This is a genomic window from Metapseudomonas phytobenefica (assembly GCF_043392685.1).
In the GTDB taxonomy this organism is placed as follows: Bacteria; Pseudomonadota; Gammaproteobacteria; order Pseudomonadales; family Pseudomonadaceae; genus Metapseudomonas.
In genome coordinates this window covers 28,337-48,596 of the sequence record NZ_JBHZGM010000031.1, presented here as the reverse complement: position 1 = coordinate 48,596, position 20,260 = coordinate 28,337, and the positions used below count along the sequence as shown (strand labels likewise).

Sequence of the window (20,260 nt, the reverse complement as noted above, 5' to 3'; positions counted from 1 at the left end):
GCGCTGGCGACTTCAAATTTTCGGAGCCCCGTAAATGAGCAACATGAACTCCGAGCGCATTCTCAGCGTTCATCACTGGAACGACACGCTGTTCAGCTTCAAGTGCACCCGTGATCCGGGCCTGCGCTTCGAGAATGGCCAGTTCGTCATGATCGGCCTGCAACAGCCCAATGGCCGTCCGCTGATGCGCGCCTATTCCATCGCCAGCCCGAACTGGGAAGAACACCTGGAGTTCTTCAGCATCAAGGTGCCGGACGGTCCGCTGACCTCCCAGCTGCAGCACCTGAAGGAAGGCGACGAGATCATCATCAGCAAGAAGCCCACTGGTACCCTGGTCCTCGACGACCTGAACCCGGGCAAGCACCTGTACCTGCTGAGCACCGGCACCGGCCTCGCACCCTTCATGAGCGTGATCCAGGACCCGGAAACCTACGAGCGCTTTGAAAAAGTGATCCTGGTTCACGGCGTGCGTTACGTGAACGAAGTCGCCTACCGCGAGTTCATCACCGAGCACCTGCCGCAGAACGAATTCTTCGGCGATGCCGTCAGGGACAAGCTGATTTACTACCCCACCGTGACCCGCGAGCCGTTCGAGAACCAGGGCCGCCTGACCGACCTGATGCGCAGCGGCAAGCTGTTCGAAGACATCGGCCTGCCGCCGATCAACCCGCAGGACGACCGCGCCATGATCTGCGGCAGCCCGAGCATGCTCGACGAGACCAGCCAGGTCCTCGACAGCTTCGGCCTGAAGATCTCCCCGCGCATGCGTGAGCCGGGCGACTACCTGATCGAGCGCGCCTTCGTCGAGAAGTAAGCGCAAGCGTTACCCAGCAAGGCCCGCCAATTGGCGGGCCTTGTCGTTTCCGGGGATCAGACCGGGGAGCTGAAACGCTGCCCGGAGATGGCCGGATGGTAGATCGGCTGGATCTTGTTCCCGGCCGGGTCCAGCACGTGGAAGCTGTGGGCGCCGTCGCCATGGGCGAACGGGCGGTCGAGCATGGTCACGCCCTTGGCCTTGAGGTACTGGTACCAGGCCTCCAGCTCTTCCAGGCTGTCCACCACGAAGCCGTAATGATCCACCGCCTGCACGCCGCTGGCCGGTGCGAAGGCGCGGCCGAGGGACAGGTTGTCGTTGCCGCAGGTGAGGTAGACGAGGTCTTCGTTGGCGCGGTTGAGGACTTCCATACCCAGCACTTCCACGTAGAAGCGTTCGCACTCCTCCAGATTGGGCACGACGATGGCGATATGGCGCAGGCCGTTGAGGCGACTCGGGCGAGTGGGCATTTCTTTGTCTCCATTTTTGTATACAATTTTTGAGAAATATAAGACAAAACGGAGTTCAACGTGTACTGCCTTCTTCTCAAGACCCGCCTGCGCCCAGGTAGCCTGGACGCCTTCATGGACGCCATGCGCGTCAACGCCGCCGCTTCAGTGCGCGACGAGCCCGGTTGCCTGGTATTCGATGTAATGCAGGATCGCAGCGATCCCGATCTGGTCTGGCTCTATGAGGTCTACACCGACGAAGCCGCCTTCGAAGCGCACATGCGGACTCGGCACTTCCTCGCCAGCCGCCCGCTGGTAGACCCGTTGATCCTTGAGCAGGACTGCATCGAGGCTGACTCCCTGGTGCTCAACCCGGCCCGCTGACAAGCGGTTGCAGGAGCGAATTCATTCGCGATTGAAATCGCCCCACAGAAAACTCAGCCCAGCGCGATCTCCAGCACGCGAATCCGCCCCGGTTCGGGGTAGTGCCAGCGCACGTCCACGTCCCACAGGCGGGCGCCGTAGCGGCGTTCGGGTTCGGGCTTCTGGTAGGCCGGACGCGGGTCCTGGGCCAGGCACTGTTCCACCAGCTCGGCCAGGGGTTCGCCAAGGCGCTGCCCGTGTTCGCGGGCCTGGAGCAGGGCGCTTGGCGTCCATTCCACCGGAATCAGTTGCGGCGCGGCGTCGGCGATGGCGTTGAGTGCGTCTTCCTGACGGTCGGCGTAGGGCACGTAGGGTTTGATATCCACGACCGGCGTGCCGTCCAGCAGGTCGATGCCGGACAGCCAGAGGCGGCCGGCTTCGACCTTTTCCAGTTTCACCACCGACTGACCGATGCCGTTGGGGCGGTGGGTGGAGCGGCTGGCGAAGACGCCAATGGACTGATTGCCGCCCAGGCGTGGCGGGCGCACCTTCAGCCGCGGCTTGTCTTCCAGGGCCTGGTGGAACAGGAACAGCAGCCAGACGTGGCTGACCTGCTCCAGCCCTGCCACGGCATCGCCGCAATCGAACGGCGGCACCAGCTCCAGCACGCCACGGGCAGCTGGCGCCAGGTGCGGCTGGCGGGGAATGGCGAATTTTTCCTTGAAGCAGGAACGGATGTAGCCGACCGGGGAAATGCTGTGCTGCATGTCAGTAAGGCACGCGGCAGCCAGCGTCGCGGAAGGGGCCGCCCAGGCGCTGCCAGCCTTCGCCGGGCGTGGCCTGGGCGCAGGTCAGCGCGCCATCCAGCTTGCTCTGCCAGATGAAGAAGGGCGCCGGCGCAGCAAAGCTCGGGACGGCAAGGATGAGCAGAAGGGGCAGGAGGGCGAGACGCATGGGGTATTTCCGCTGAAATGCGCGGCTACCCTAGCGCTGCACCGGGCGCTGCGCAATAGACCGGTTACAGGTGGAAGCCCAGGGCGAACCTCGCGGCTGTGCCTGGAAAGACCCTTGCCCTGGCCCCGGTGTGGCCGGGGCCAGGGCGTTATCGAGGTGCGATACGCACTGGCCTTGTCAGGCGGGGGCTGCCTGGGCGGCGGCCAGCTCGGCGTCCTTGGCCAGGGCACGCTTGTAGGCAGGACGTTCGATGAAGCGAGCGATGTACGCCTTGATCTCCGGCACTTCCGGAATCAGTCCGAACTGGGTCGTCCAGTTCAGCGCGCTGCCCCAGAGCACGTCGGCGGCGGTGAACTGTTCACCGAACAGCCAGGGCCCTTGCTTGAGCTGGCTGACCAGGGTCTTCATCACGCTGTCGAAGTCACCATAGGGCGAGCGCGCCTGCGGAATCGGCTCGCGGTTCTGCACCCGGTCCACCACGGCCGGTTCGAAGCAGGAACCGTAGAACACCATCCAGCGCAGGTAGGGGCCGCGCAGCGGGTCGCCCATAGGCGGTGCCAGCCTGGCTTCGGGGTAGAGATCGGCCAGATAGAGGTAGACCGATACCTGTTCGGTGACCACCGCGTCGTCGTGGGTGATGGTGGGGACCTTGCCCATGGGGTTGATGGCGAGGAACTCGGGTTGGCGCTGCTCGCCGAGTTTCATGTTCATCACATGCAGCTTGAAGTCCGCGCCGAGCTCTTCCAGCAGTGTCAGGGCACCGGTGGAGCGGGTGTAGGGGCAGTGATAGAGGGTTACCTGACGGTTCTGGTCGGTCATTATCGCGGTTCCGCTTGGGGCATGGATGCTGCGAGTCTAGACGCAGCGCCTAAAGCCTGCCGTCCCGTCGCAAGCGGTGCAGCACCCAGCGGCGGTAAAAACGTGACAGGAGTGGCCTGACCAGGGGCAAGCCGATCAGCCAGGCCAGCGGCGCCATCCTGGGAACCCGGGCGAGCAGAAGGATATAGGCGTCCAGTTCGCGATGGATTCGTCCGGCTTCGTCCTGGACGTGGAGCTCGGTAAGGGCCAGGTAGGGGTCGATGCCCAGGGTGCGCAACTCGGCGTCACGACCGCTGATGTCGATCCATTCCACGCCCTCGGCGGCGCGCGGGAGGGATTCGTACCAGCGGCGGTCGGCGATGCAGCGCGGGCAGGCGCCGTCGTAGAAGACCTTGAGCATGGTCAGGCTCCGGTGATGGGGATCGCTGCGCTCTACCATCCTACGACCAGGAGGGCGCTGGCGTTCGCCCAAAAGAAAAGACCCCGCATCAGCGGGGCCCTTCCATCCAGCTCTCGACTCAGACCAGCTCGGCCCACATGTCGTATTCGTCGGCATCGACGATGCGCACGCGCACCTTGTCGCCCGGTTGCACGTTGGTGGTTTCGATGAACACGCTGCCGTCGATTTCCGGCGCGTCCGCCCAGGAGCGGGCCACGGCGCCTTCACCGTCCACTTCGTCGATCAGCACGTCCATTTCGCGGCCGATCTTCTGCTGCAGGCGGGAGGCAGAGATGGCCTGCTGGTGCGCCATGAAGCGCTCCCAGCGGTCCTGTTTCACATCGTCCGGTACCGGTTCCAGGCCCAGGTCATTGGCCGGGGCGCCCTCCACCGGGGAGTACTGGAAGCAGCCGACGCGGTCGAGCTGGGCTTCGGTCAGCCAGTCCAGCAGGTACTGGAAGTCTTCCTCGGTCTCGCCGGGGAAGCCGACGATGAAGGTGGAACGGATGGTCAGGTCTGGGCAGATCTCGCGCCATTTCTTGATGCGGGCCAGGGTCTTGTCCTCGAAGGCCGGGCGCTTCATGGCCTTGAGTACTTTCGGGCTGGCGTGCTGGAAGGGGATATCCAGGTAGGGCAGCAGCTTGCCTTCGGCCATCAGCGGGATCACGTCGTCCACGTTGGGGTAGGGGTAGACGTAGTGCAGGCGTACCCACACGCCCATGGCGGAAAGCGCCTCGCACAGTTCCAGCATGCGGGTCTTCACTGGCTGGCCGTTCCAGAAATCCAGCTTGTACTTGAGGTCGACGCCGTAGGCGCTGGTGTCCTGGGAGATCACCAGCAGTTCCTTCACGCCGGCCTTGACCAGGCGCTCGGCCTCGGAGAGCACGTCACCCACCGGGCGGCTGACCAGCTTGCCGCGCATGGAGGGGATGATGCAGAAGCTGCAGCTGTGGTTGCAGCCTTCGGAAATCTTCAGGTAGGCGTAGTGGCGCGGGGTCAGCTTGATGCCCTGCGGCGGAACCAGGTCGACGAAGGGGTCGTGGTCGGCCTTGGGCGGAATGACTTCGTGAACGGCGCTCACCACCTGCTCGTATTGCTGCGGGCCGGTTACGGCCAGCACGCTGGGGTGTACGTCGCGGATGGAATCTTCGGACACGCCCATGCAGCCGGTGACGATCACCTTGCCGTTCTCGGCGATGGCTTCACCAATGGCGTCGAGGGACTCGGCCTTGGCGCTGTCGATGAAACCGCAGGTGTTGACCACGACCACGTCGGCATCCTGGTAGGTCGGTACGATTTCGTAACCTTCCATGCGCAGCTGGGTAAGGATGCGTTCGGAGTCGACGGTGGCCTTCGGGCAACCCAGGCTGACGAATCCGACTTTGGGGGTGGCGGTGGACATTGCGGCTAACCTCGATGGGCGCTCGGGAGGGCGCCTCTGATCAAAAAGTGCGCAATTCTAGCGGCAGACGTCTGCCATTTCCACTCTCATCTGTTGTCATTTCACAGCTAGCCTGTAGGAAGTTGGCGGAGCGGATGCGGGAGGCTTCTCGTTGCCCGGAAGGCCTAGCAGAGGATGCGCATCAATTGTCATCGGCAGGAAGGTTCAGATGAGTGAAGGCATCACGCAATCCGCCGAACCGCACGCCGGACATGCCAGCTCCGCCCTCGGCCTTCTGGTGGCCGCTGCAGGTGTGGTCTACGGCGATATCGGCACCAGCCCGCTGTACACCCTGAAGGAGGTCTTTTCTCCGCAGTACGGCGTCCAGGTCAATCACGACGGGGTCCTGGGGGTGCTGTCGCTGATCTTCTGGTCGCTGATCTGGGTGGTCTCGATCAAGTACATGCTGTTCGTCTTGCGTGCCGACAACGAAGGCGAGGGCGGCGCCATGGCATTGACCGCCCTGGCCCAGCGTGCCGCCAGGACCTGGCCGCGGCTGAAGGCGGCGGTGCTGTTGCTGGGCCTGTTCGGTACGGCACTGTTCTACGGCGACAGCATGATCACCCCGGCGATTTCGGTGCTCTCCGCCATCGAAGGCCTGGACCTCGCGTTCGATGGCATCAGCCACTGGGTGGTGCCGTTGTCGCTGATTGTGCTGGTGGGACTGTTCCTGATCCAGAAGCACGGCACGGCGCGCATCGGCACTCTCTTCGGGCCGATCATGGTGCTCTGGTTCAGCGTGCTCGGTGCCCTGGGGATCTACGGCATCGTCCAGCAGCCGGAGGTGCTGAAGGCGATGAATCCCTGGTGGTGCGTGCACTTCTTCATCACCCATCCGGGGGTGGGCGTGGTCATCCTCGGGGCGGTGGTGCTGGCGCTGACCGGTGCCGAGGCGCTCTACGCCGATATGGGCCACTTCGGCCGCAAGCCCATCGCCCGCGCCTGGTTCTTCCTGGTGCTGCCGGGGCTGGTGCTGAACTACCTGGGCCAGGGTGCGGCCATCCTCGCCGACCCTGCCGCCGCGCGTAACCCCTTCTATCTGCTGTCGCCGGGCTGGGCGCTGCTGCCGATGGTGCTGCTGGCCACCCTGGCCACGGTGATCGCGTCCCAGGCAGTTATTTCCGGCGCCTTCTCCCTGACCCACCAGGCCATGCAGCTCGGCTATATCCCGCGCATGTTCATCCAGCACACCTCCCAGCAGGAGCAGGGACAGATCTACATCGGTGCGGTGAACTGGGCGCTGATGGTGGGCGTGGTGGTGCTGGTGCTGGGTTTCGAATCTTCCGGCGCGCTGGCGTCGGCCTACGGGGTGGCGGTGACCGGCACCATGCTGGTCACTACCCTGCTGGTGTCGGTAGTCATGCTGCTGCTGTGGAAGACCTCCTGGTGGCTGGCCGTGCCTGTGCTGCTGGGATTCCTCTTCGTCGATAGCCTGTTCTTCGCCGCCAACGTGCCAAAGATCTTCCAGGGCGGCGCTTTCCCGGTGGTGGCTGGTGCGGCGCTGTTCGTCCTGATGACCACCTGGAAACGCGGCAAGCAGATCGTGGTGGATCGCCTGGACGAAACGGTGCTGCCGTTGCCGCTGTTCATCAGCAGCATCCGTTCGCAGCCACCCCATCGGGTGCAGGGTACGGCCGTATTCCTCACCGCTCGCACGGACGCGGTGCCCCATGCCCTGTTGCACAACCTGCTGCATAACCAGGTGCTGCACGAGCAGGTGGTGCTGCTGACGGTGGTGAGCGAGGACACGCCGCGGGTGCCGGCGGATCGGCGCTTCGAGGTGGATGCCTACGGGGACGGATTCTTCCGGGTGGTCCTGCATTTCGGCTTCACCGAGGAGCCAGACGTGCCGGCAGCGCTGAAGCTCTGCCATCTCAACGAGCTGGACTTCAGCCCGATGAGTACTACCTATTTCCTCAGCCGCGAGACGGTGATCCCCACCAGGCGCATTGGCATGGCGCGCTGGCGTGAGGCGCTGTTCGCCTTCCTGCTGAAGAACGCCAACAGCAATCTGAAGTATTTCAAACTGCCGCTGAACCGGGTGATCGAACTGGGGACACAGGTGGAAATATAGGGAGGGATGGTGCCGACAGGGTGCGCCGTGCGTGGCGCACCCTGCGGGGAAGGGGGTATCAGCTCTTGCCTGGCAGCATCCGCACCAGGGTGTTGTCGCGGCTCACGTAGTGGTGGAACAGCGCCGCCACGGCGTGCAGGCCGATCAGCCAGTAGCCGGCGGTGCCCGCCAGTTCGTGGAGTTCCTTGATTTCTCCGGCCAGTTCCTTGTTGGGGCCGATCAAGGCCGGCAGTTCCAGGCCGAAGAAGGGGATGGGCTTGCCGGCGGCGCTGAGGATCAGCCAACCAGCCAGGGGCGCGCCGATCATCAGGGCGTAGAGCGCCAGGTGCATGAGCTTGGCAACAGCGTTCTGCCAGCCCGCCGGGGTGGGCTGGATGGCCGGGGCGGGGGAGATCACGCGGCCGATCAGGCGCAGCCAGACCAGGAAGAACACCGCCATGCCGAGCATGAAGTGCCACTGCTTGAGCAGCTCGCGGGGTTCGCTGCCCTTGGGAAAGTTGCCCTTGAGTTCGATGCAGGCGTACACGGCTGCGATCAGTACCAGCATCAGCCAGTGCAGGGCGATGGACAGGCTTCCATAGCGGGAAGGCGCGTTGTTGAGACTCATCACGGTACCTCTTGCTCGTTATATGGCGAAACGGTGGGCAGGATAACCGAGTTGCCTTAAGCGAATCTGAACCTGTATCAATTCTTTGCGGCGGACACCTGGCGTTTCGCAGCCGCTGCCAGCAGCTTCTCCGCCAATGCCGGATCGTTCTCGTCGTAATGCTGTCCGCCCGGCCGCTCGAGGTGCTCCCCGATGGTGCCGGCAGGGCTGGCGAGGGCGATGGGGCTGCCATCCGGGGCCCTCGGGCGCTCCGCCTTCGCTTGGGGCGTGGGACGGTTCCAGAGCAGCAGGATCGCCCCCACCAGCAGGACGATCAGGATCAGCAGCAGGTGTCGCCAGTTGTGCTTGGGCATGAGCACCTCAGCGTTTGACCAGGCCGGTGAAGCCGCCGGCGATCAGTGCGGCGGTGTCGGCCAGCGCCACCAGCGGGTCGAGGCCGGCGGGCACGGCCATGTAGCGCGGCTCCCAATCGGGCTGGAACTTCTCCTTGAAGCGGCGCAGGCCCTGGAAGTTATAGAACTGTTCGCCGCGGCGGAACACCAGGGCGCCGAGGCGTTGGGTCAGCGGCGCGCCCCGACGGGGCTGCAGGCCGGCGAGCGGCACCATGCCCAGGCTGAAGCCGGCATGGCCGTGTTCCTTGTAGTGCAGCAGCAGGCTGAGTATCAGGAATTCCATGGTCAGCTTCGGTGCGTGAGGATGCACGCGCATCAGGTCGATGCTGGCCAGGGTGTTGCCTTCGGTTTCCAGTAGGTTGGCGAAGGCCACCGGCTTGCCCTCGAACTGGATGGTGGCGATACGGAAATGCTTCAGGTAGTCCGGGTCGAAGCGGCCGAGGGAGAAGCCTTTCTCCCGCGCCTGCTTGCCCTGCATCCAGGCGTCGGAAATGCTCTGCAACTGCGCCAGGGGCGCGGTTCCGGCTTCGTGGATCTGCAGGCTGAGCCCGCCGCGCTGGCCATGGCTCAAGGTGTAGCGGAGGTCCTTCATGGCCTTGTTCCTGGCATCGAGGTCGAAACGGGTCAGGTCTACCCGCGCTTCTTCGCCGAGCTTCAGGGCTGTCAGGCCGATATCCATGTAATAAGGCAGGTTCTGCGCACGGACCTGGTAGAACACCGGCCGGGTGTGGTGATGGTCGCAGAGGTCGCGGAAACTCCAGATCAGCTCGGCGCGGCGGTTGGCCGGGCCGATGGGGTCGAATAGCGCCACCAGGCTGCGGCCACGGCGGGCATACATGAGAAAGGCGTCGCCCTGGGGATGGAAGAGCAGGGCCTTGTCGCCGGTCAGCACCAGGCCGCCATCGGGCTGGTCTGAGCTGCGGACCACCTCGGCGGCGCGCTGCAGCTCTTCACTGGTCGGCTCGTGGATGGTCGGCGGCTCCGGACGCAGCAACCAGGCCAGGGCGATGCCGGCCAGCAGCAGGCCGCTGGCCAGGGAGGCGCGCAGGGCGCGCGGCGCGTCGCCGTCCACGGTGAATTGCCACCAGAGCTCATGGTCGTAGGGCACATCCTGGAAGGCGAAGAACATCAGCCAGAGGGCTGCAATCAGCACGCAGGCGCTGGCCGCCAGGTTGATCGGCGAGAAGGGCATCTCCAGCAGGCGGCTGGGGCGGTAGAAGGCGGCACGGAATATCGCCAGCAGCGTGGCGGTGATGCTCAGCAGGCTGGCTTCTTCCCAGTCGAAGCCCTTGAGCAGCGACAGGACGGCGCCGCTCAGCAGCAACACCAGGGTCAGCGCCCAGGCCGCCGACAGGCGATGGCGCAAGCCGTGGGCCAGCAGCAGGCAGAGCACCCCGACCAGGCTGGCGGCCAGGTGCGAGGCGTCGATCAGACGGTGGGGAATCAGGAAGCTCAGGTGTTCCAGGCGGGTGTCCGCCGCCGGGGTGGCGCCGGAAAACAGCAGCACCACGCCGGACATGAACACCAGCAGCGCCAGCACAGGTGCGGCCAGGCCGGAGGCGGCGCGCAAAGCCTGGCGGCCGGCCGGGAACAGGCGCTGCGCCTCATTGGCCAGCAACAGCAGGCAGGCCAGCACCAGTGGCAGGCCGACGTAGATCAGGCGGTAGAGCAGCAGGGCGGCCGCCAGCGGTGCGGCACCCAGTTGCCCGGCGAAGGCCGCCAGCAGAACGGCTTCGAACACGCCGACCCCGCCCGGGACATGGCTCAGTACGCCAGCGGCCAGGGCCAGCATGTAGACCAGCAGGAAAGCGCCGAGCGGCGGCGCGTCGGGCAGCAGTACGTAGAGCACGCAGGCGGCGGCGCAGACATCCGCCAGTGTGATCAGCAGTTGCAGCGCCGACAGGCGCAGACCGGGCAGGCGCACGCTGCGGTTGCCCAGGCGGATATCGATGCAACCGGGCACCGGCGGCTCGGGGGTGCGCTGGCGCGAAATCCAGAAGATCAGGGCGGCACCGGCCAGCAGCACGCCCAGGGCGATGAAGACGACAAGGCGTTCCGGCAGGCCCAGGGCGATCGAGGCTGCGCCCGGGGCGCTCAGGGCTGCCAGCGCTGCCAGTAGCGGCAGCGCCGAGCCCAGGGCCAGGCTGGCGAACAGGGTGATGCGGGCGATGTCGCCGGCGCCGAGGTTGTCGCGTCCGTACAAGCGGAAACGCACAGTGCCGCCGGTGAGCATCGACAGGCCGACGGCATTGCCCACGCCCGACGCGCAGAAGCTGCCCAGTGCCATGCGCCGCAAGGGCAGGTGCACCCCGGCGAAGCGGCAACCGGACCATTCGTAGCCAACGTAGGCGAGGTAGCCGACGGCGGTGGCGCCCAGGGCCAGCAGCAGGCTGGTGCCAGGTACAGCGGCAATCGCCGAGCGCAGGGCGTTGGGGTCGAGTTCCCGCAGCAGGTGCCGGCAGGCCAGCAGGCCGAGGGTGAACACCAGCAGGATGAAGGCGACGACGATCCACTGCCGGTAGGCCGTGAGATTGTCGAGCCAGCGGATCTGGGCGGATTCTTCGCCGACCTGGCCGTCGGCCGGCTTTTCCACTGGTGGAAGGGTGGCGCGCATCGAGTACCTCTGGGCAATGTGCGCCACTGAGTGCGGGCGCCGACAGCAAGTTCCAGGTGTCTGACAGAACTTTCTCTTCGTCGGCCCTTCGATGGTCAAGCGTGCGAATCGGCCGGGTGCACCGGCAAGTCTAGGCGAGCGAGCAGTCCCGTCGCAGCGGGAAGGCGGAGAGCGCCAGGAGAGGGCGGCGATTGGCCGCGCGACGGCCCCCGGTCAGCGCCAGACCGAGCGGCTCTCCCAGTCGCGGAACTGTTCGGCGGGGATCGGCTGGCTGATCTTGTAGCCCTGGGCGATGTCGCAGCCGTACTGGCCGAGCTGGTTGAAGGTCAACTGGTCTTCCACCCCTTCGGCCACCACTGTCAGGTCCAGGTTGTGGGCCAGTTCGATGATGGAGCGGACGATCTTCGCCGACCCTGCGTTGCTGGTCATGTCGCTGACGAAGGACTGGTCGATCTTCAGCGAGTCCACCGGCAGCCTTTGCAGATAGGCCAGGGACGAATAGCCGGTGCCGAAGTCGTCGATGGTCAGGTGCGCATCCAGGTCCTTGAGTGCCGACAGGGTCTGCAGGGAGGCCACTGGATCTTCCATCAGCGCGCTTTCGGTCAGCTCGAACTCGATCCAGTGGGGTTTGGCGCCCCAGGTGGCGAAGGAACCGCGGATGCGTTCCAGCAGCCGCGGGTCGCGCAGGTCGTGGGCGGAGAGATTGACCGAAATGGGGCGTTCGTCTCCCTCCTCGTGCCAGGCATAGCGCTGGCCCAGCGCGGTATCCAGCACCCAGAGGGTCAGCGGAGTGATCAGGCCGGTGTTCTCGGCCAGGCGCACGAACTCGTCGGGCGGCAGCATGCCGTGCTGGGGATGGTGCCAGCGCACCAGGGCCTCGGTGCCGCACACGCGGTTGCTGGCGATCTCTACCTTGGGCTGGTAGTAGAGCAGCAGTTCGTTGCGGTCGATGGCGCGGCGCAGGTCGCCCATCAGCGTCAGGTGCTGGGCGCATTCCTGGTCCAGATCCCCCTGGAACACCGCGAAGCCGGCGTTGGAGCGCTTGGCCTGTTCCATGGCGCTGCCGGAGCGGCGGATCAGGGCTTCCGGCGCCGTGCCGTGGCCGGGGTAGAGGGCAATGCCGATGCTGGCCCGCGCTTCCAGATAGAGGCCGGAGAGTTCAACCGGGTCGTAGAGCGCCATGAGGATCTGCTTGGCCAGTTGCGTGGCGTGCTCGGCGCCGCCGTTGGGCATGAGCACGGCGAATTCGCACTCGCCCATCCGCGCCACTGTGCGCTCCGGCCCCACGGCCTGCGTCAGGCGGGTGGCGATTTCGATCTGCAGGCGGTCACCTTCGCGATAGCCGAGGGTTTCATTGATTTCCTGGTTACGGGCGATCTCCAGATGCAACAGGCCGAAGGGGCGGCGCTCCTGGCGGGCGGTGGCGATGGCGGTTTCGAGCAGCTCGCGCAGGCGCACGCGGTTGGGCAGGCCGGTCAGGGCGTCTTCGTAGGCCATGCGGCGGATGGTCGACTCGGCCTCCAGGGCGCGGGCGCGGGTGCGCAGGGTGGTGATGCCGAAACCCAGGTCATTGGCCATCGCCAGCAGCAGCTCGACTTCCTTGGAATCGAAGGCATCGGCGCGCTCGGCCATGATCACCAGCATGCCGATGAGCGCACCGTCCACCTGCAGGGGCAGGGCCAGCGCCGAGGCAAAGCCGTACTCGCGGGCTTCCTCATGGAGCGCGGCTTCCGGGTCGTTGAGCAGGTCACGCAGTACCAGCGGATCGCCTGCCTGCAAGGCGGTTTCCAGCTGGCCATGGAAGCTGCTGTCATGGCCGCCCGCCCCCCAGCCCTGGCAGATGCCATCGGCCGCGTTGCAGGCCATCACCTTGTATGGGGGCGCCGGGTCGTCCTGGCGGTAGTCGACCCAGGCCTGGCGATAGCCGCATTCCTCCACCAGGACCCGGCAGATTTCCTCCAGCAAGGGTATCTCGCTGGTGGCGTGGATCACTGCATGATTGACCGCCACCCGGGTGGCCAGGGCACGGTTGAGGGCTTCCACCTGCTGTTCGGCCTGCCGGCGCTGGGCCTTGATGCGCAGGGCCTGAAGGCCGAAGGCCATGTCGTCGGCGGCTTCACTGAGCAGTTCCAGTTCCCGTTCACCGAAGGCATCCGGCTCCTTGGCGCAGATGCCCAGCGCGCCGAAGATCTCGCCGTCTACCCGCAGGGGCAGGGATAGCACCGAGGCGATGCCGTGGTCGATGGCGCTCTCCCTCCAGGGGCTGAGTTTGGGGTCCGTGAGGATGTTGCGCGTGATGGTCGGGACGCCGGTACGGATGGCGGTACCGGTGGTGCCGCGTCCGCGCTCGCGATCGGCCCAGGTGATGTTGAGCGACTCGACATACTCCTTGTCGAGTCCAACGTAAGCCAGGGGTGTCACCGATTGTGCTTCGTCATGCTCGGCGCGCCCGACCCAGGCCATGCGATAGCCACCTTCCTCCACCACCACCCGGCAGATTTCCTTGAACAGGAAGCACGGGTCTTCGGCGCGTAGCAGGGCTCGATTGCAGCCGCTCAGTGTACGCAGCGCGCGGTTCAGGTATTCGACTTCTTCACTGGAGGCGCAGTAACCGGACATGGCGAACCTCCACAAGGTGGAAAGGTGCGCTTCAAGTATAGAAGTCAGGCCCTTGCCGGATAGGGGCCTGATGAGCGTCCTTGACGGACGGAGGCGAAACGAAAAAGGCCACTCCGAAGAGTGGCCTTTTGGAAAATTGGTTGCGGGAGCTGGATTTGAACCAACGACCTTCGGGTTATGAGCCCGACGAGCTACCAGACTGCTCCATCCCGCGGCGGCAATTCTACAGTTCTGAGGAGGGCTGTCAAACGATTTCTGTCATTTGAATCAAATACTTAATTCGACCCAAACGAAAAAGGCCACTCCGAAGAGTGGCCTTTTGGAAAACTGGTTGCGGGAGCTGGATTTGAACCAACGACCTTCGGGTTATGAGCCCGACGAGCTACCAGACTGCTCCATCCCGCGGCGGCAATTCTACAGCTCTGCGAGGGGCTGTCAAACGATTTCGCAGAAAAATTCTTTTTCCCTCAAATATTTAGCAATCGGGAGAGCTGCCGAGGCGCTGCTCGGCCGTGCGCTAGAGCCGCTGGAGCAGGCGTGGGCTGCGGTATCATCGCCAGCTCCCCGAACCGCCCGCGCGTCACCGATCGCCATGCCGCAACGAAAGATCATCCACATTGACTGCGCAGGTCGTTCTCAGTCGTCTTTTTGCATTCTTTTCACCCGCGCGGGCTGCGGGCTGCGCGGCTTCTGTGTTCGCTGGCGTTCCGTGGCGTGCTGTCCCAGTCAATAAAAAAGCGGGTATTAAAGCGGGGTATTTTTACCTGCTAGGCGATACCCACTTATGCCACTCACAGATGTCCAGGTCCGGCAGGCCAAGCCGGGCGACAAGCCTCGTAAGCTCACTGACGAGCGCGGGTTGTTCGTAGAAATCCGGCCGACCGGAGGCAAGTACTGGCGGTACCGGTACAAGATCGACGGAAAGGAAAACGTCTTTGCTCTGGGCGAGTATCCCGAGATGGGCCTGGCTGAGGCAAGGGCTGAGCGGGACAAGGCGCGGGCCCTGGTGAAGCAAGGGCGACACCCGGCGCACGTGCGGCGCACTGATCGGGCGCGGCAGTCCCTGGCGAATCAGTCCTCCTTTAAGGTGGTCGCCCTGGAATGGATCAACAGCAAGGTCGAAATCAGCGACAGCTACCGCAACCAACTGACGCGGGCCTTCACCAAGAACCTGTTCCCCTATGTGGGCAAGATGCCGGTTCGGGACGTAACGGCTGCACATTTGCTGGAATGCCTGCGGCGGATGGAGAAGCGTGGGGCGACCTACTACGCCATATCGCTGTGCAACTGGCTTTCGCAGATGTTCCGTTTTGCCGTTCGTACGCTGCGGGCCGACGCTGATCCGGCATCCGCGCTGTATGGCGCATTCGTGCGGCAGCCCATTGAACACAGCCGACCGATGTCGGTAGCGGATATGGTTCACTTCCGAGAGCAGCTGAAGACCTATGGCGGATTTCGGACTAACACCATCGCCTTAGAATTGATGCAGCTGCTGTTCCTACGGACAGTGGAGATTCGGCGCGGACGGTGGGAGCACGTGGATCTTGAGGCGGCGCTCTGGGATATCCCGGCTGAGCTCATGAAGAAGCGGCGCCGCCACCTGGTACCGCTCCCGCCGCGGGCGGTCGAACTGCTGAAGGAGTTGCATTCCATCACCGGTGGGCGCGGCCTGATGTTCCCCGGACTGCGGCACCCCGACAAGCCGGTGGATGGCTCGACCTTCAACCGTGCACTCGAGCGGCTCGGCATGAAAGGCTTCACTTGCCACGACTTCCGGGCTACCGCTTCCACGCATCTCTACGAGTCAGGCCTTTTCCGGGGAGAGGTGATTGAGATGCAACTGGCCCATGCGGAAGATAACAAAACGAAGGCGGCTTACAACCATGCGCTCTACTGGAGGGAGCGGGTTGAGATGATGGCCTGGTGGGAGAGCTTCTGCGTAAGATCTGGGTCTCAACAGGCTGGAGGGAACCGCAATGAGATCACTGAAGCGACACCGTAAAAGCTTGCCTATCCTGGGGTGCTGGCCGCAAGAATCTGGGTTGCATGAGTCCGTCTGGCACATGTTAGAACTGCAGCTAAGGCCTGATGGGCAACTTGATTGGTTTCTGCGCGGCACCGATAAAGGGCAGGGCGACTTTGGGCCGATCACCTACCACGACTATGAGGAAGCAATCGCTGAGGCCAAGTCGACGAACATCAAACTAGCCAGCATCATAGATCTGTTGCCATTACCGATAGACCAGCGGGAGTCGCTTCGACTAAAGGTTCAGAAGGCGTTGACTGCAGCCGAGCGTTTGTCCAGCGAGGAGCGGCTCATGCTGGCTGAGGCCGTGAGAAGACATGCAGATGATCCTCGGCCCAGTCTTCAAGACCTCGAAGTGGCCGACTTTCCAGATACAGTGCGAATCGCGCTGCATGCACAACTTCAAACATATCCATACATTCGCTGGGCATGCTTAGGACAATATGGTCTGGTCCTTCAGCGTGACGGAGAGTTCACTTGGCTGAATTACGGTAGAGTGAATAACAAGGCAGAAACCTTCTGCTATCGGGAGAAAATCGCCAGGGGCTTCGGGTTCAGTGGTACCGATCACTGGGGCAAGACCAAGGCTGCAATCAGGGATGAGCTTCTCCCGCGTGCAAACAAACTCCTGCACCTCGCCAGCGTCAAACGCTTGCTAGCCGATGCCCTTCATCGCGGGCAGCGTGTGTTGATCGTAGGAGAGTTCGTCTTTTGGTACGAGGACGGCAAGGTGCCGCAGTGGGTGGTCAAGCAGGTTGGTGCGGCGGGTGCGGCGGCTGATGGTGAGGCGCTTTGGCGAGAGGGAACAATCCTGTCCAAGAACCACGGCCGTATAGTTGTTCTGCCATATATCAAGGAGGGTGGCGAGAAGGTGCAGGGCCATACTAAAAACGCGCCTCACGATGGGAGAGCGCTACCGCGCCACCCAGACGACTATATTGAGCTCCCGTTCGAAGTGCTTGATGGCGACCTGATGTACGGGCTATTCGGCGAGTTGAACTATGAATAAGCGCCGGGCGAGTTAGGCCGCCCGGCTCTGTTTTTGCTGCTCAATCCAATCCTGCACCTCAATCTGCGACCACCGTGAGTAGCGGCCGAGCTTGATGGGGGCGGGAAATTCCTCTAGCTGGATCATGTCGTAGAGCTTGGTTCGGCCCATTCCAATCTGCAGCATGACTTCTTCGATCTTGATAAGACGGTCGAGTGGCCTGTTGTTCATGCTGCCTCCTTTGCCGGCCAGGCGCCGACAGCCTCAAAGACGCGGGCGGCCTGGGACTCTTCCAGGGAAACGGTGTCCGGGATCGCGATCCAGGCCATGCCCTGCAGGTGTTGTGGGTTGCAACCATCTCTCAGCTTAACGCTGTACGTCTCGATGACCTGCTCCAGGTCCTTGGCGAGGTAGACGCCCTGGGGCGCTACCTCGACGGACTTCATGTAGCGTTCGCCCGAGTGTTCCCGGCAGAGCGCGGCCAGGTAGATGCACCACCGATGAGGGATGTCGCACACCGCGTCGACGATGGCAGGGCGGCTGTTGGAGGTGATCAAGGCCACTTTCTTCCAATTGATCAGCGTCTGGATATTGCTGGCCTCGGCGTCGACCACCGCCACGTGGTTGGTGCGCAGCATGGCTTTGAGGTAGGACTGGAGTCTGGCTCGGTGGTTATAGGGCTTGCGCTTCCTCATGCTTTCCTCCCATAGACCGAGATGGAAAAGCACGGCAAGCTGCCAGCATTTACCGGAGTCAGGGCAGTCGGATGCTGCACAAAGAGATCACGTGGAAGTTCACTCTCGCTGATGTCGGGAAGTTTTTGGTTGTCTCGCCGGTAGCGGTTATCGCCGTCTACTGCTTGCTCTTGCTTCCTTGGGAGGCGGAAGGTGCATCGGGCTGGGTGCAGGCCTTCGGCTCTGTGATTGCTATTGTCGCAGCTGGGTTCTTCCCCATCTGGCACTCCTCTGTAATGCAAAAAGAGCGTGAGACTCGCCTTCTTGAATTGATGCGGGTGCTGGCAGATGAGGGACTGGAGTCCATGTGGCTGCTGAGCAATACATTCGTCCTTCCCGAGCATGAAGTGTCGAATATGCGTGCATATTTGGAGCACCATCGGCAACGAGACTGGGAGCCATTGCTCGCCAGTCTCGGCCAGGTTCCTGTTGCCGAGATACCCCCTGCCAAGGCATCTGAGTTTGGGAAGATGCTCAACGCTGTCCAGTTTGGAGCGAACGTAGCCAGCCTGCTTCCTAAATGGATTGAAGAAGGCAGTTCGCATCCGGGGGTTCTGGAGACGTTCAGAGCTAAAAGAGCTCTTCTTTCCCTGATTCGCGCCGGCCTTCCAGTGCCGCACGGAGTGAAGGATGAAATCGTAGATGCCCAAGCAAGAGGGCAAGGCCATGAGCGCTTCATTCCGCCGTACACGATCGCTGGTTTCAAGGTTTACCGGCGGTATTACTGGTACCACGTGCGCGAGGGAGATTTCCCCCGCAAGGTCATGATTCAGGTTGTTCCGCCCCACTCTGGCGGCGATCACCCGTGGACGATTATTCATGGTGCGCCGCGCGCGGGATGGCCTGATATCTATCGGGCAGAAGATAGCGTCCGTGAGGTGGTGGGTGAGTACATTGATGCCTGCCTGGATGAAGCTAATCAGGTCGATGATCTGCCGTAGTATTTTCCGAATGGTACTCATGCCACAGCCCTCCCACGGTGAGTGGTCGCCAGCAGTTGGAGCAGGCGGTGGTGGTAGTGGATGGCGGCGTAGCTGGGCGCCCACGGATCGATGACGCCGGCGAACGGTTCGATGCCGTCGAGGCAGGCCCAGGGTTCCGAGTGGTGGGGCATCAGGTCGCGCTTCTCGGTGGCCAGCGCCACCAGGTCGGCGTGCTTCACGCAGGCGGGCAGTTCAGGCGAAAGGTTGAAGCGGTCGCAGATGGCCAGCCAGATGAGGTGCTCGACGCCGTTGTAGACGCAGTCAACCTGCATGGCGGAGGCGTAAATGCGCATCTCCTCCTTTAGCGGGCGCACCAGGTCGCCCACGTAGGCTTCGGTTGCATCATGGAGCAGGGCTGCGAGCTGGTGTTCGTCCGGCACGAGGTCTGCCACCAGGTAGCAGTGCTGGGCCACGCTGTAGAAGCTGCTGGTGTGGCCGTTGAAACGGCACTGCATGCTCAGGCTGTGAGCGATATCGGTCGGGTCCACCATGTCGGCGGTGGGTTTGAAGAGGTCGAACTTGCGACCGCTGCGGGTGAGTATCCAGCTCATGCCGTGGTCTCCTCTTCGGCGTTGGCCTCGAGGCGGTTCAGTGCAGTCAGCCCGGCGAGCAGCGCCTTGGCTTCATGCCTGGCGTCGTGCAGAGCGTGGTGCTTGATGCCCTCGAAGGCAGCGCCCTTGGCACTCGGGAAGACGGCCAGCAGGGTGCGCAGGTCGCGGTCGTTCCAGAACTCCCAGGGGGCCTTTTGTCCGTGCGTGCTGAAGGCCTCGCGCAGAATGACGTTGTCAAAGCTGCTGCCATTGCCCCAGACCAGTCGGTCCCCCTTGCGCGGTACCAGCGAGGTCATGAACCGCTCGACCTGGGCAAGTGCATCGCCGATTAAGGTGCGCGGTAGGCTGCCGTCGACCTCAGCGCGGGCCTCGGGGCTTTGCTGCTCCCACCATCCGAGGGTGCCCGGGTCGACATGGCCGGTGCCGGCGTGATCAGTCCGGACATAGAACTCGAGCAGCACCGGGGCGGACAGTGGGCCCGCTGGCACATGCAGGTAGACGATGCCGATGGCGGTGATGCCGGCATTCGGGGCGGTGGATTCCGTCTCCAGATCGACGACGAAGTGATGGGCGTGGACGAGGCTCATGCTGCCACCTCCGCGCGCTTGGCTTCGACCAGTTGCATGGCTTTCTCGTAGCTGAGGGTGTGACGGGTGATGCCCGTGAATGGGCCGTTCTCGTAGGTCAGCACCAGAACGTTGAAGGACGGGAAGGGCATGCCGATGTGCCAGTCGTCGAGGATGTCCGTCAGGCCCAAGGCGTCAGCGATGGCGCGGGCGTTGCAGGTCTTTCCGCAGCCCTGCGGGCCGTACACCAGGTGGCTTCTCACGGCTGTGGGGGTGCCCTCGATCGGCCGGCGTCGGGTAGCGGGCAGTTCGGCGTTCTGGTTCTTCAGCACTTCCTGCAGGCGGTCGTGCAGGTCGCGGGTACTGGCCAGTTGGCTGGCTGCCTCGGCCTGCTTGTCCAGGGCTTGGAGGCCGGAGAAGGTATTGCGGGCCAACTCCAGGGTCTTCACGGTACCGGCCAGCGCGGACAGGTCCTGCTCAGTGAAGGGATTGGCGCGGCGGGCGTAAGCGGCGATGCGCTGGTCGGCGTCCTGCAGGAGCTCTTCGCGATCCTGCTGGTGTCGCGCCCGGTCGTTTGCGCGCTTGTTGGCCAGTTCGCAGAGGTCGGCGTTGAGCAGAGCAATGCGTTCCTGGGCTGCGTTGTGGGCGATCTCGTGGCCTTCGTCGTAGCCTGCAGAGCGGGCGGTGCGGGCCATGCGGATGGCGAGCAGCGTCCAGCCGATGTTGACGATCACGAGCAGTGCGGCGAGTAGCTGCATTGTGGTGGTCTGTTGCATGTGCTGTGTCCCTTCGTGGTGCCGCCTGCCCGCTGAGGTGGAGGGCGGGCC

The 20,260-nt window shown here is 63.7% G+C and carries 21 protein-coding genes and 2 tRNA genes; 6 read left to right on the top strand and 17 right to left on the bottom strand.

Annotation, left to right across the window (positions count from 1 at the left end; translation table 11 throughout):
* Positions 1–34: 34 nt before the first annotated feature.
* Positions 35–814 (top strand): ferredoxin-NADP reductase, encoded by a 780-nt coding sequence (gene fpr / locus ACFW0B_RS21035; protein WP_449150928.1) that lies wholly within the window; start codon positions 35–37, stop codon positions 812–814.
* 56 nt (positions 815–870) lie between these two features.
* On the opposite strand, the gene ACFW0B_RS21030 is transcribed toward fpr, so the two are convergent.
* On the bottom strand, positions 871–1,284 hold the full coding sequence (locus ACFW0B_RS21030) for a VOC family protein (RefSeq protein WP_449150927.1): 414 nt from the start codon (positions 1,282–1,284) through the stop codon (positions 871–873).
* Positions 1,285–1,344: 60 nt separating this feature from the next.
* Between ACFW0B_RS21030 and ACFW0B_RS21025 the strand changes: the two genes are divergently transcribed.
* A complete protein-coding gene (locus ACFW0B_RS21025; protein WP_449150926.1) occupies positions 1,345–1,647 on the top strand; it encodes a putative quinol monooxygenase in 303 nt (100 codons plus the stop codon).
* 53 nt (positions 1,648–1,700) lie between these two features.
* Here ACFW0B_RS21025 and tsaA read toward each other — a convergent pair whose 3' ends face one another.
* The 5 genes from tsaA to rimO all read right to left on the bottom strand — a co-directional run bounded on the left by tsaA (position 1,701) and on the right by rimO (position 5,240).
* Positions 1,701–2,393 carry a tRNA (N6-threonylcarbamoyladenosine(37)-N6)-methyltransferase TrmO gene (gene tsaA / locus ACFW0B_RS21020; RefSeq protein WP_449150925.1) on the bottom strand — a complete coding sequence of 231 codons (693 nt, stop codon included), beginning with the start codon at positions 2,391–2,393 and terminating at the stop codon, positions 1,701–1,703.
* A 1-nt stretch (position 2,394) separates the two neighbouring features.
* Positions 2,395–2,580: a hypothetical protein gene (locus tag ACFW0B_RS21015; protein ID WP_449150924.1), complete on the bottom strand. Its 186-nt coding sequence runs from the start codon at positions 2,578–2,580 to the stop codon at positions 2,395–2,397.
* 177 nt (positions 2,581–2,757) lie between these two features.
* Positions 2,758–3,399 carry a glutathione S-transferase family protein gene (locus ACFW0B_RS21010; RefSeq protein ID WP_449150923.1) on the bottom strand — a complete coding sequence of 214 codons (642 nt, stop codon included), beginning with the start codon at positions 3,397–3,399 and terminating at the stop codon, positions 2,758–2,760.
* Between the two features lie 49 nt (positions 3,400–3,448).
* Positions 3,449–3,799 carry a thiol-disulfide oxidoreductase DCC family protein gene (locus ACFW0B_RS21005; RefSeq protein WP_449150922.1) on the bottom strand — a complete coding sequence of 117 codons (351 nt, stop codon included), beginning with the start codon at positions 3,797–3,799 and terminating at the stop codon, positions 3,449–3,451.
* A gap of 118 nt (positions 3,800–3,917) precedes the next feature.
* Positions 3,918–5,240 carry a 30S ribosomal protein S12 methylthiotransferase RimO gene (rimO, locus tag ACFW0B_RS21000; protein WP_449150920.1) on the bottom strand — a complete coding sequence of 441 codons (1,323 nt, stop codon included), beginning with the start codon at positions 5,238–5,240 and terminating at the stop codon, positions 3,918–3,920.
* Positions 5,241–5,448: 208 nt separating this feature from the next.
* Here rimO and ACFW0B_RS20995 point away from each other — a divergent pair, with 208 nt between their 5' ends.
* Positions 5,449–7,353, top strand: coding sequence for a potassium transporter Kup (locus tag ACFW0B_RS20995; RefSeq protein ID WP_449150919.1), 1,905 nt, complete (start codon positions 5,449–5,451; stop codon positions 7,351–7,353).
* Positions 7,354–7,411: 58 nt separating this feature from the next.
* Here ACFW0B_RS20995 and ACFW0B_RS20990 read toward each other — a convergent pair whose 3' ends face one another.
* From ACFW0B_RS20990 to ACFW0B_RS20965, 6 genes are all read right to left on the bottom strand, one after another.
* Positions 7,412–7,960: a cytochrome b gene (locus ACFW0B_RS20990; RefSeq protein WP_449150918.1), complete on the bottom strand. Its 549-nt coding sequence runs from the start codon at positions 7,958–7,960 to the stop codon at positions 7,412–7,414.
* A gap of 77 nt (positions 7,961–8,037) precedes the next feature.
* Positions 8,038–8,313, bottom strand: coding sequence for a hypothetical protein (locus ACFW0B_RS20985; RefSeq protein ID WP_449150917.1), 276 nt, complete (start codon positions 8,311–8,313; stop codon positions 8,038–8,040).
* 7 nt (positions 8,314–8,320) lie between these two features.
* A complete protein-coding gene (gene mprF / locus ACFW0B_RS20980) occupies positions 8,321–10,966 on the bottom strand; it encodes a bifunctional lysylphosphatidylglycerol flippase/synthetase MprF (protein ID WP_449150916.1) in 2,646 nt (881 codons plus the stop codon).
* 213 nt (positions 10,967–11,179) lie between these two features.
* Positions 11,180–13,585 (bottom strand): bifunctional diguanylate cyclase/phosphodiesterase, encoded by a 2,406-nt coding sequence (locus tag ACFW0B_RS20975; protein ID WP_449150915.1) that lies wholly within the window; start codon positions 13,583–13,585, stop codon positions 11,180–11,182.
* 137 nt (positions 13,586–13,722) lie between these two features.
* Positions 13,723–13,799: transfer RNA gene (locus ACFW0B_RS20970), tRNA-Met, on the bottom strand.
* Positions 13,800–13,913: 114 nt separating this feature from the next.
* Positions 13,914–13,990 (bottom strand) — tRNA-Met (locus tag ACFW0B_RS20965).
* Positions 13,991–14,369: 379 nt separating this feature from the next.
* Here ACFW0B_RS20965 and ACFW0B_RS20960 point away from each other — a divergent pair.
* Together ACFW0B_RS20960 and ACFW0B_RS20955 are read left to right on the top strand one after the other, a co-directional pair.
* Positions 14,370–15,587 carry a tyrosine-type recombinase/integrase gene (locus ACFW0B_RS20960; protein ID WP_449150914.1) on the top strand — a complete coding sequence of 406 codons (1,218 nt, stop codon included), beginning with the start codon at positions 14,370–14,372 and terminating at the stop codon, positions 15,585–15,587.
* Positions 15,588–15,648: 61 nt separating this feature from the next.
* The gene (locus tag ACFW0B_RS20955) at positions 15,649–16,620 is read left to right on the top strand and encodes a hypothetical protein (protein WP_449150913.1); all 972 of its coding nucleotides are present in this window, start codon (positions 15,649–15,651) and stop codon (positions 16,618–16,620) included.
* Positions 16,621–16,632: 12 nt separating this feature from the next.
* Here the strand turns inward: ACFW0B_RS20955 and ACFW0B_RS20950 are convergent, their stop codons facing one another.
* Positions 16,633–16,830, bottom strand: a complete 198-nt coding sequence (locus ACFW0B_RS20950) for a helix-turn-helix transcriptional regulator (RefSeq protein ID WP_449150912.1) — start codon at positions 16,828–16,830, stop codon at positions 16,633–16,635.
* Positions 16,827–17,294 (bottom strand): hypothetical protein, encoded by a 468-nt coding sequence (locus ACFW0B_RS20945; RefSeq protein WP_449150911.1) that lies wholly within the window; start codon positions 17,292–17,294, stop codon positions 16,827–16,829. The genes ACFW0B_RS20950 and ACFW0B_RS20945 overlap by 4 nt, the downstream gene beginning before the upstream one ends.
* Before the next feature lie 71 nt (positions 17,295–17,365).
* Here ACFW0B_RS20945 and ACFW0B_RS20940 point away from each other — a divergent pair, with 71 nt between their 5' ends.
* Complete coding sequence (locus tag ACFW0B_RS20940) at positions 17,366–18,274, top strand: hypothetical protein (protein WP_449150909.1); 909 nt, start codon at positions 17,366–17,368, stop codon at positions 18,272–18,274.
* Positions 18,275–18,291: 17 nt separating this feature from the next.
* On the opposite strand, the gene ACFW0B_RS20935 is transcribed toward ACFW0B_RS20940, so the two are convergent.
* From ACFW0B_RS20935 to ACFW0B_RS20925, 3 genes are read right to left on the bottom strand one after another with little or no spacing between them, the layout of a single operon-like run.
* Positions 18,292–18,867 carry a phosphohydrolase gene (locus ACFW0B_RS20935; RefSeq protein WP_449150908.1) on the bottom strand — a complete coding sequence of 192 codons (576 nt, stop codon included), beginning with the start codon at positions 18,865–18,867 and terminating at the stop codon, positions 18,292–18,294.
* Positions 18,864–19,454 (bottom strand): 3'-5' exonuclease, encoded by a 591-nt coding sequence (locus ACFW0B_RS20930; protein ID WP_449150907.1) that lies wholly within the window; start codon positions 19,452–19,454, stop codon positions 18,864–18,866. The genes ACFW0B_RS20935 and ACFW0B_RS20930 overlap by 4 nt, the downstream gene beginning before the upstream one ends.
* Positions 19,451–20,209, bottom strand: a complete 759-nt coding sequence (locus tag ACFW0B_RS20925) for a P-loop NTPase and SpoVK domain-containing protein (RefSeq protein WP_449150906.1) — start codon at positions 20,207–20,209, stop codon at positions 19,451–19,453. The genes ACFW0B_RS20930 and ACFW0B_RS20925 overlap by 4 nt, the downstream gene beginning before the upstream one ends.
* Positions 20,210–20,260 lie beyond the last annotated feature (51 nt).

Excerpts from the sequence above, each read along its gene's own strand:
- ACFW0B_RS20925 (WP_449150906.1), bottom strand. The coding sequence starts at position 20,209 with ATGCAACAGACCACCACAATGCAGCTACTCGCCGCACTGCTCGTGATC.
- ACFW0B_RS20975 (WP_449150915.1), bottom strand. The coding sequence starts at position 13,585 with ATGTCCGGTTACTGCGCCTCCAGTGAAGAAGTCGAATACCTGAACCGC.
- ACFW0B_RS21005 (WP_449150922.1), bottom strand. The coding sequence starts at position 3,799 with ATGCTCAAGGTCTTCTACGACGGCGCCTGCCCGCGCTGCATCGCCGAC.
- ACFW0B_RS21010 (WP_449150923.1), bottom strand. The coding sequence starts at position 3,399 with ATGACCGACCAGAACCGTCAGGTAACCCTCTATCACTGCCCCTACACC.
- tsaA (WP_449150925.1), bottom strand. The coding sequence starts at position 2,393 with ATGCAGCACAGCATTTCCCCGGTCGGCTACATCCGTTCCTGCTTCAAG.
- ACFW0B_RS20960 (WP_449150914.1), top strand. The coding sequence starts at position 14,370 with ATGCCACTCACAGATGTCCAGGTCCGGCAGGCCAAGCCGGGCGACAAG.
- ACFW0B_RS20945 (WP_449150911.1), bottom strand. The coding sequence starts at position 17,294 with ATGAGGAAGCGCAAGCCCTATAACCACCGAGCCAGACTCCAGTCCTAC.
- mprF (WP_449150916.1), bottom strand. The coding sequence starts at position 10,966 with ATGCGCGCCACCCTTCCACCAGTGGAAAAGCCGGCCGACGGCCAGGTC.
- ACFW0B_RS20935 (WP_449150908.1), bottom strand. The coding sequence starts at position 18,867 with ATGAGCTGGATACTCACCCGCAGCGGTCGCAAGTTCGACCTCTTCAAA.
- ACFW0B_RS20930 (WP_449150907.1), bottom strand. The coding sequence starts at position 19,454 with ATGAGCCTCGTCCACGCCCATCACTTCGTCGTCGATCTGGAGACGGAA.
- ACFW0B_RS20985 (WP_449150917.1), bottom strand. The coding sequence starts at position 8,313 with ATGCCCAAGCACAACTGGCGACACCTGCTGCTGATCCTGATCGTCCTG.
- ACFW0B_RS21030 (WP_449150927.1), bottom strand. The coding sequence starts at position 1,284 with ATGCCCACTCGCCCGAGTCGCCTCAACGGCCTGCGCCATATCGCCATC.
- ACFW0B_RS20940 (WP_449150909.1), top strand. The coding sequence starts at position 17,366 with ATGCTGCACAAAGAGATCACGTGGAAGTTCACTCTCGCTGATGTCGGG.
- ACFW0B_RS20990 (WP_449150918.1), bottom strand. The coding sequence starts at position 7,960 with ATGAGTCTCAACAACGCGCCTTCCCGCTATGGAAGCCTGTCCATCGCC.
- ACFW0B_RS20955 (WP_449150913.1), top strand. The coding sequence starts at position 15,649 with ATGTTAGAACTGCAGCTAAGGCCTGATGGGCAACTTGATTGGTTTCTG.
- rimO (WP_449150920.1), bottom strand. The coding sequence starts at position 5,240 with ATGTCCACCGCCACCCCCAAAGTCGGATTCGTCAGCCTGGGTTGCCCG.
- fpr (WP_449150928.1), top strand. The coding sequence starts at position 35 with ATGAGCAACATGAACTCCGAGCGCATTCTCAGCGTTCATCACTGGAAC.
- ACFW0B_RS20995 (WP_449150919.1), top strand. The coding sequence starts at position 5,449 with ATGAGTGAAGGCATCACGCAATCCGCCGAACCGCACGCCGGACATGCC.
- ACFW0B_RS20950 (WP_449150912.1), bottom strand. The coding sequence starts at position 16,830 with ATGAACAACAGGCCACTCGACCGTCTTATCAAGATCGAAGAAGTCATG.
- ACFW0B_RS21015 (WP_449150924.1), bottom strand. The coding sequence starts at position 2,580 with ATGCGTCTCGCCCTCCTGCCCCTTCTGCTCATCCTTGCCGTCCCGAGC.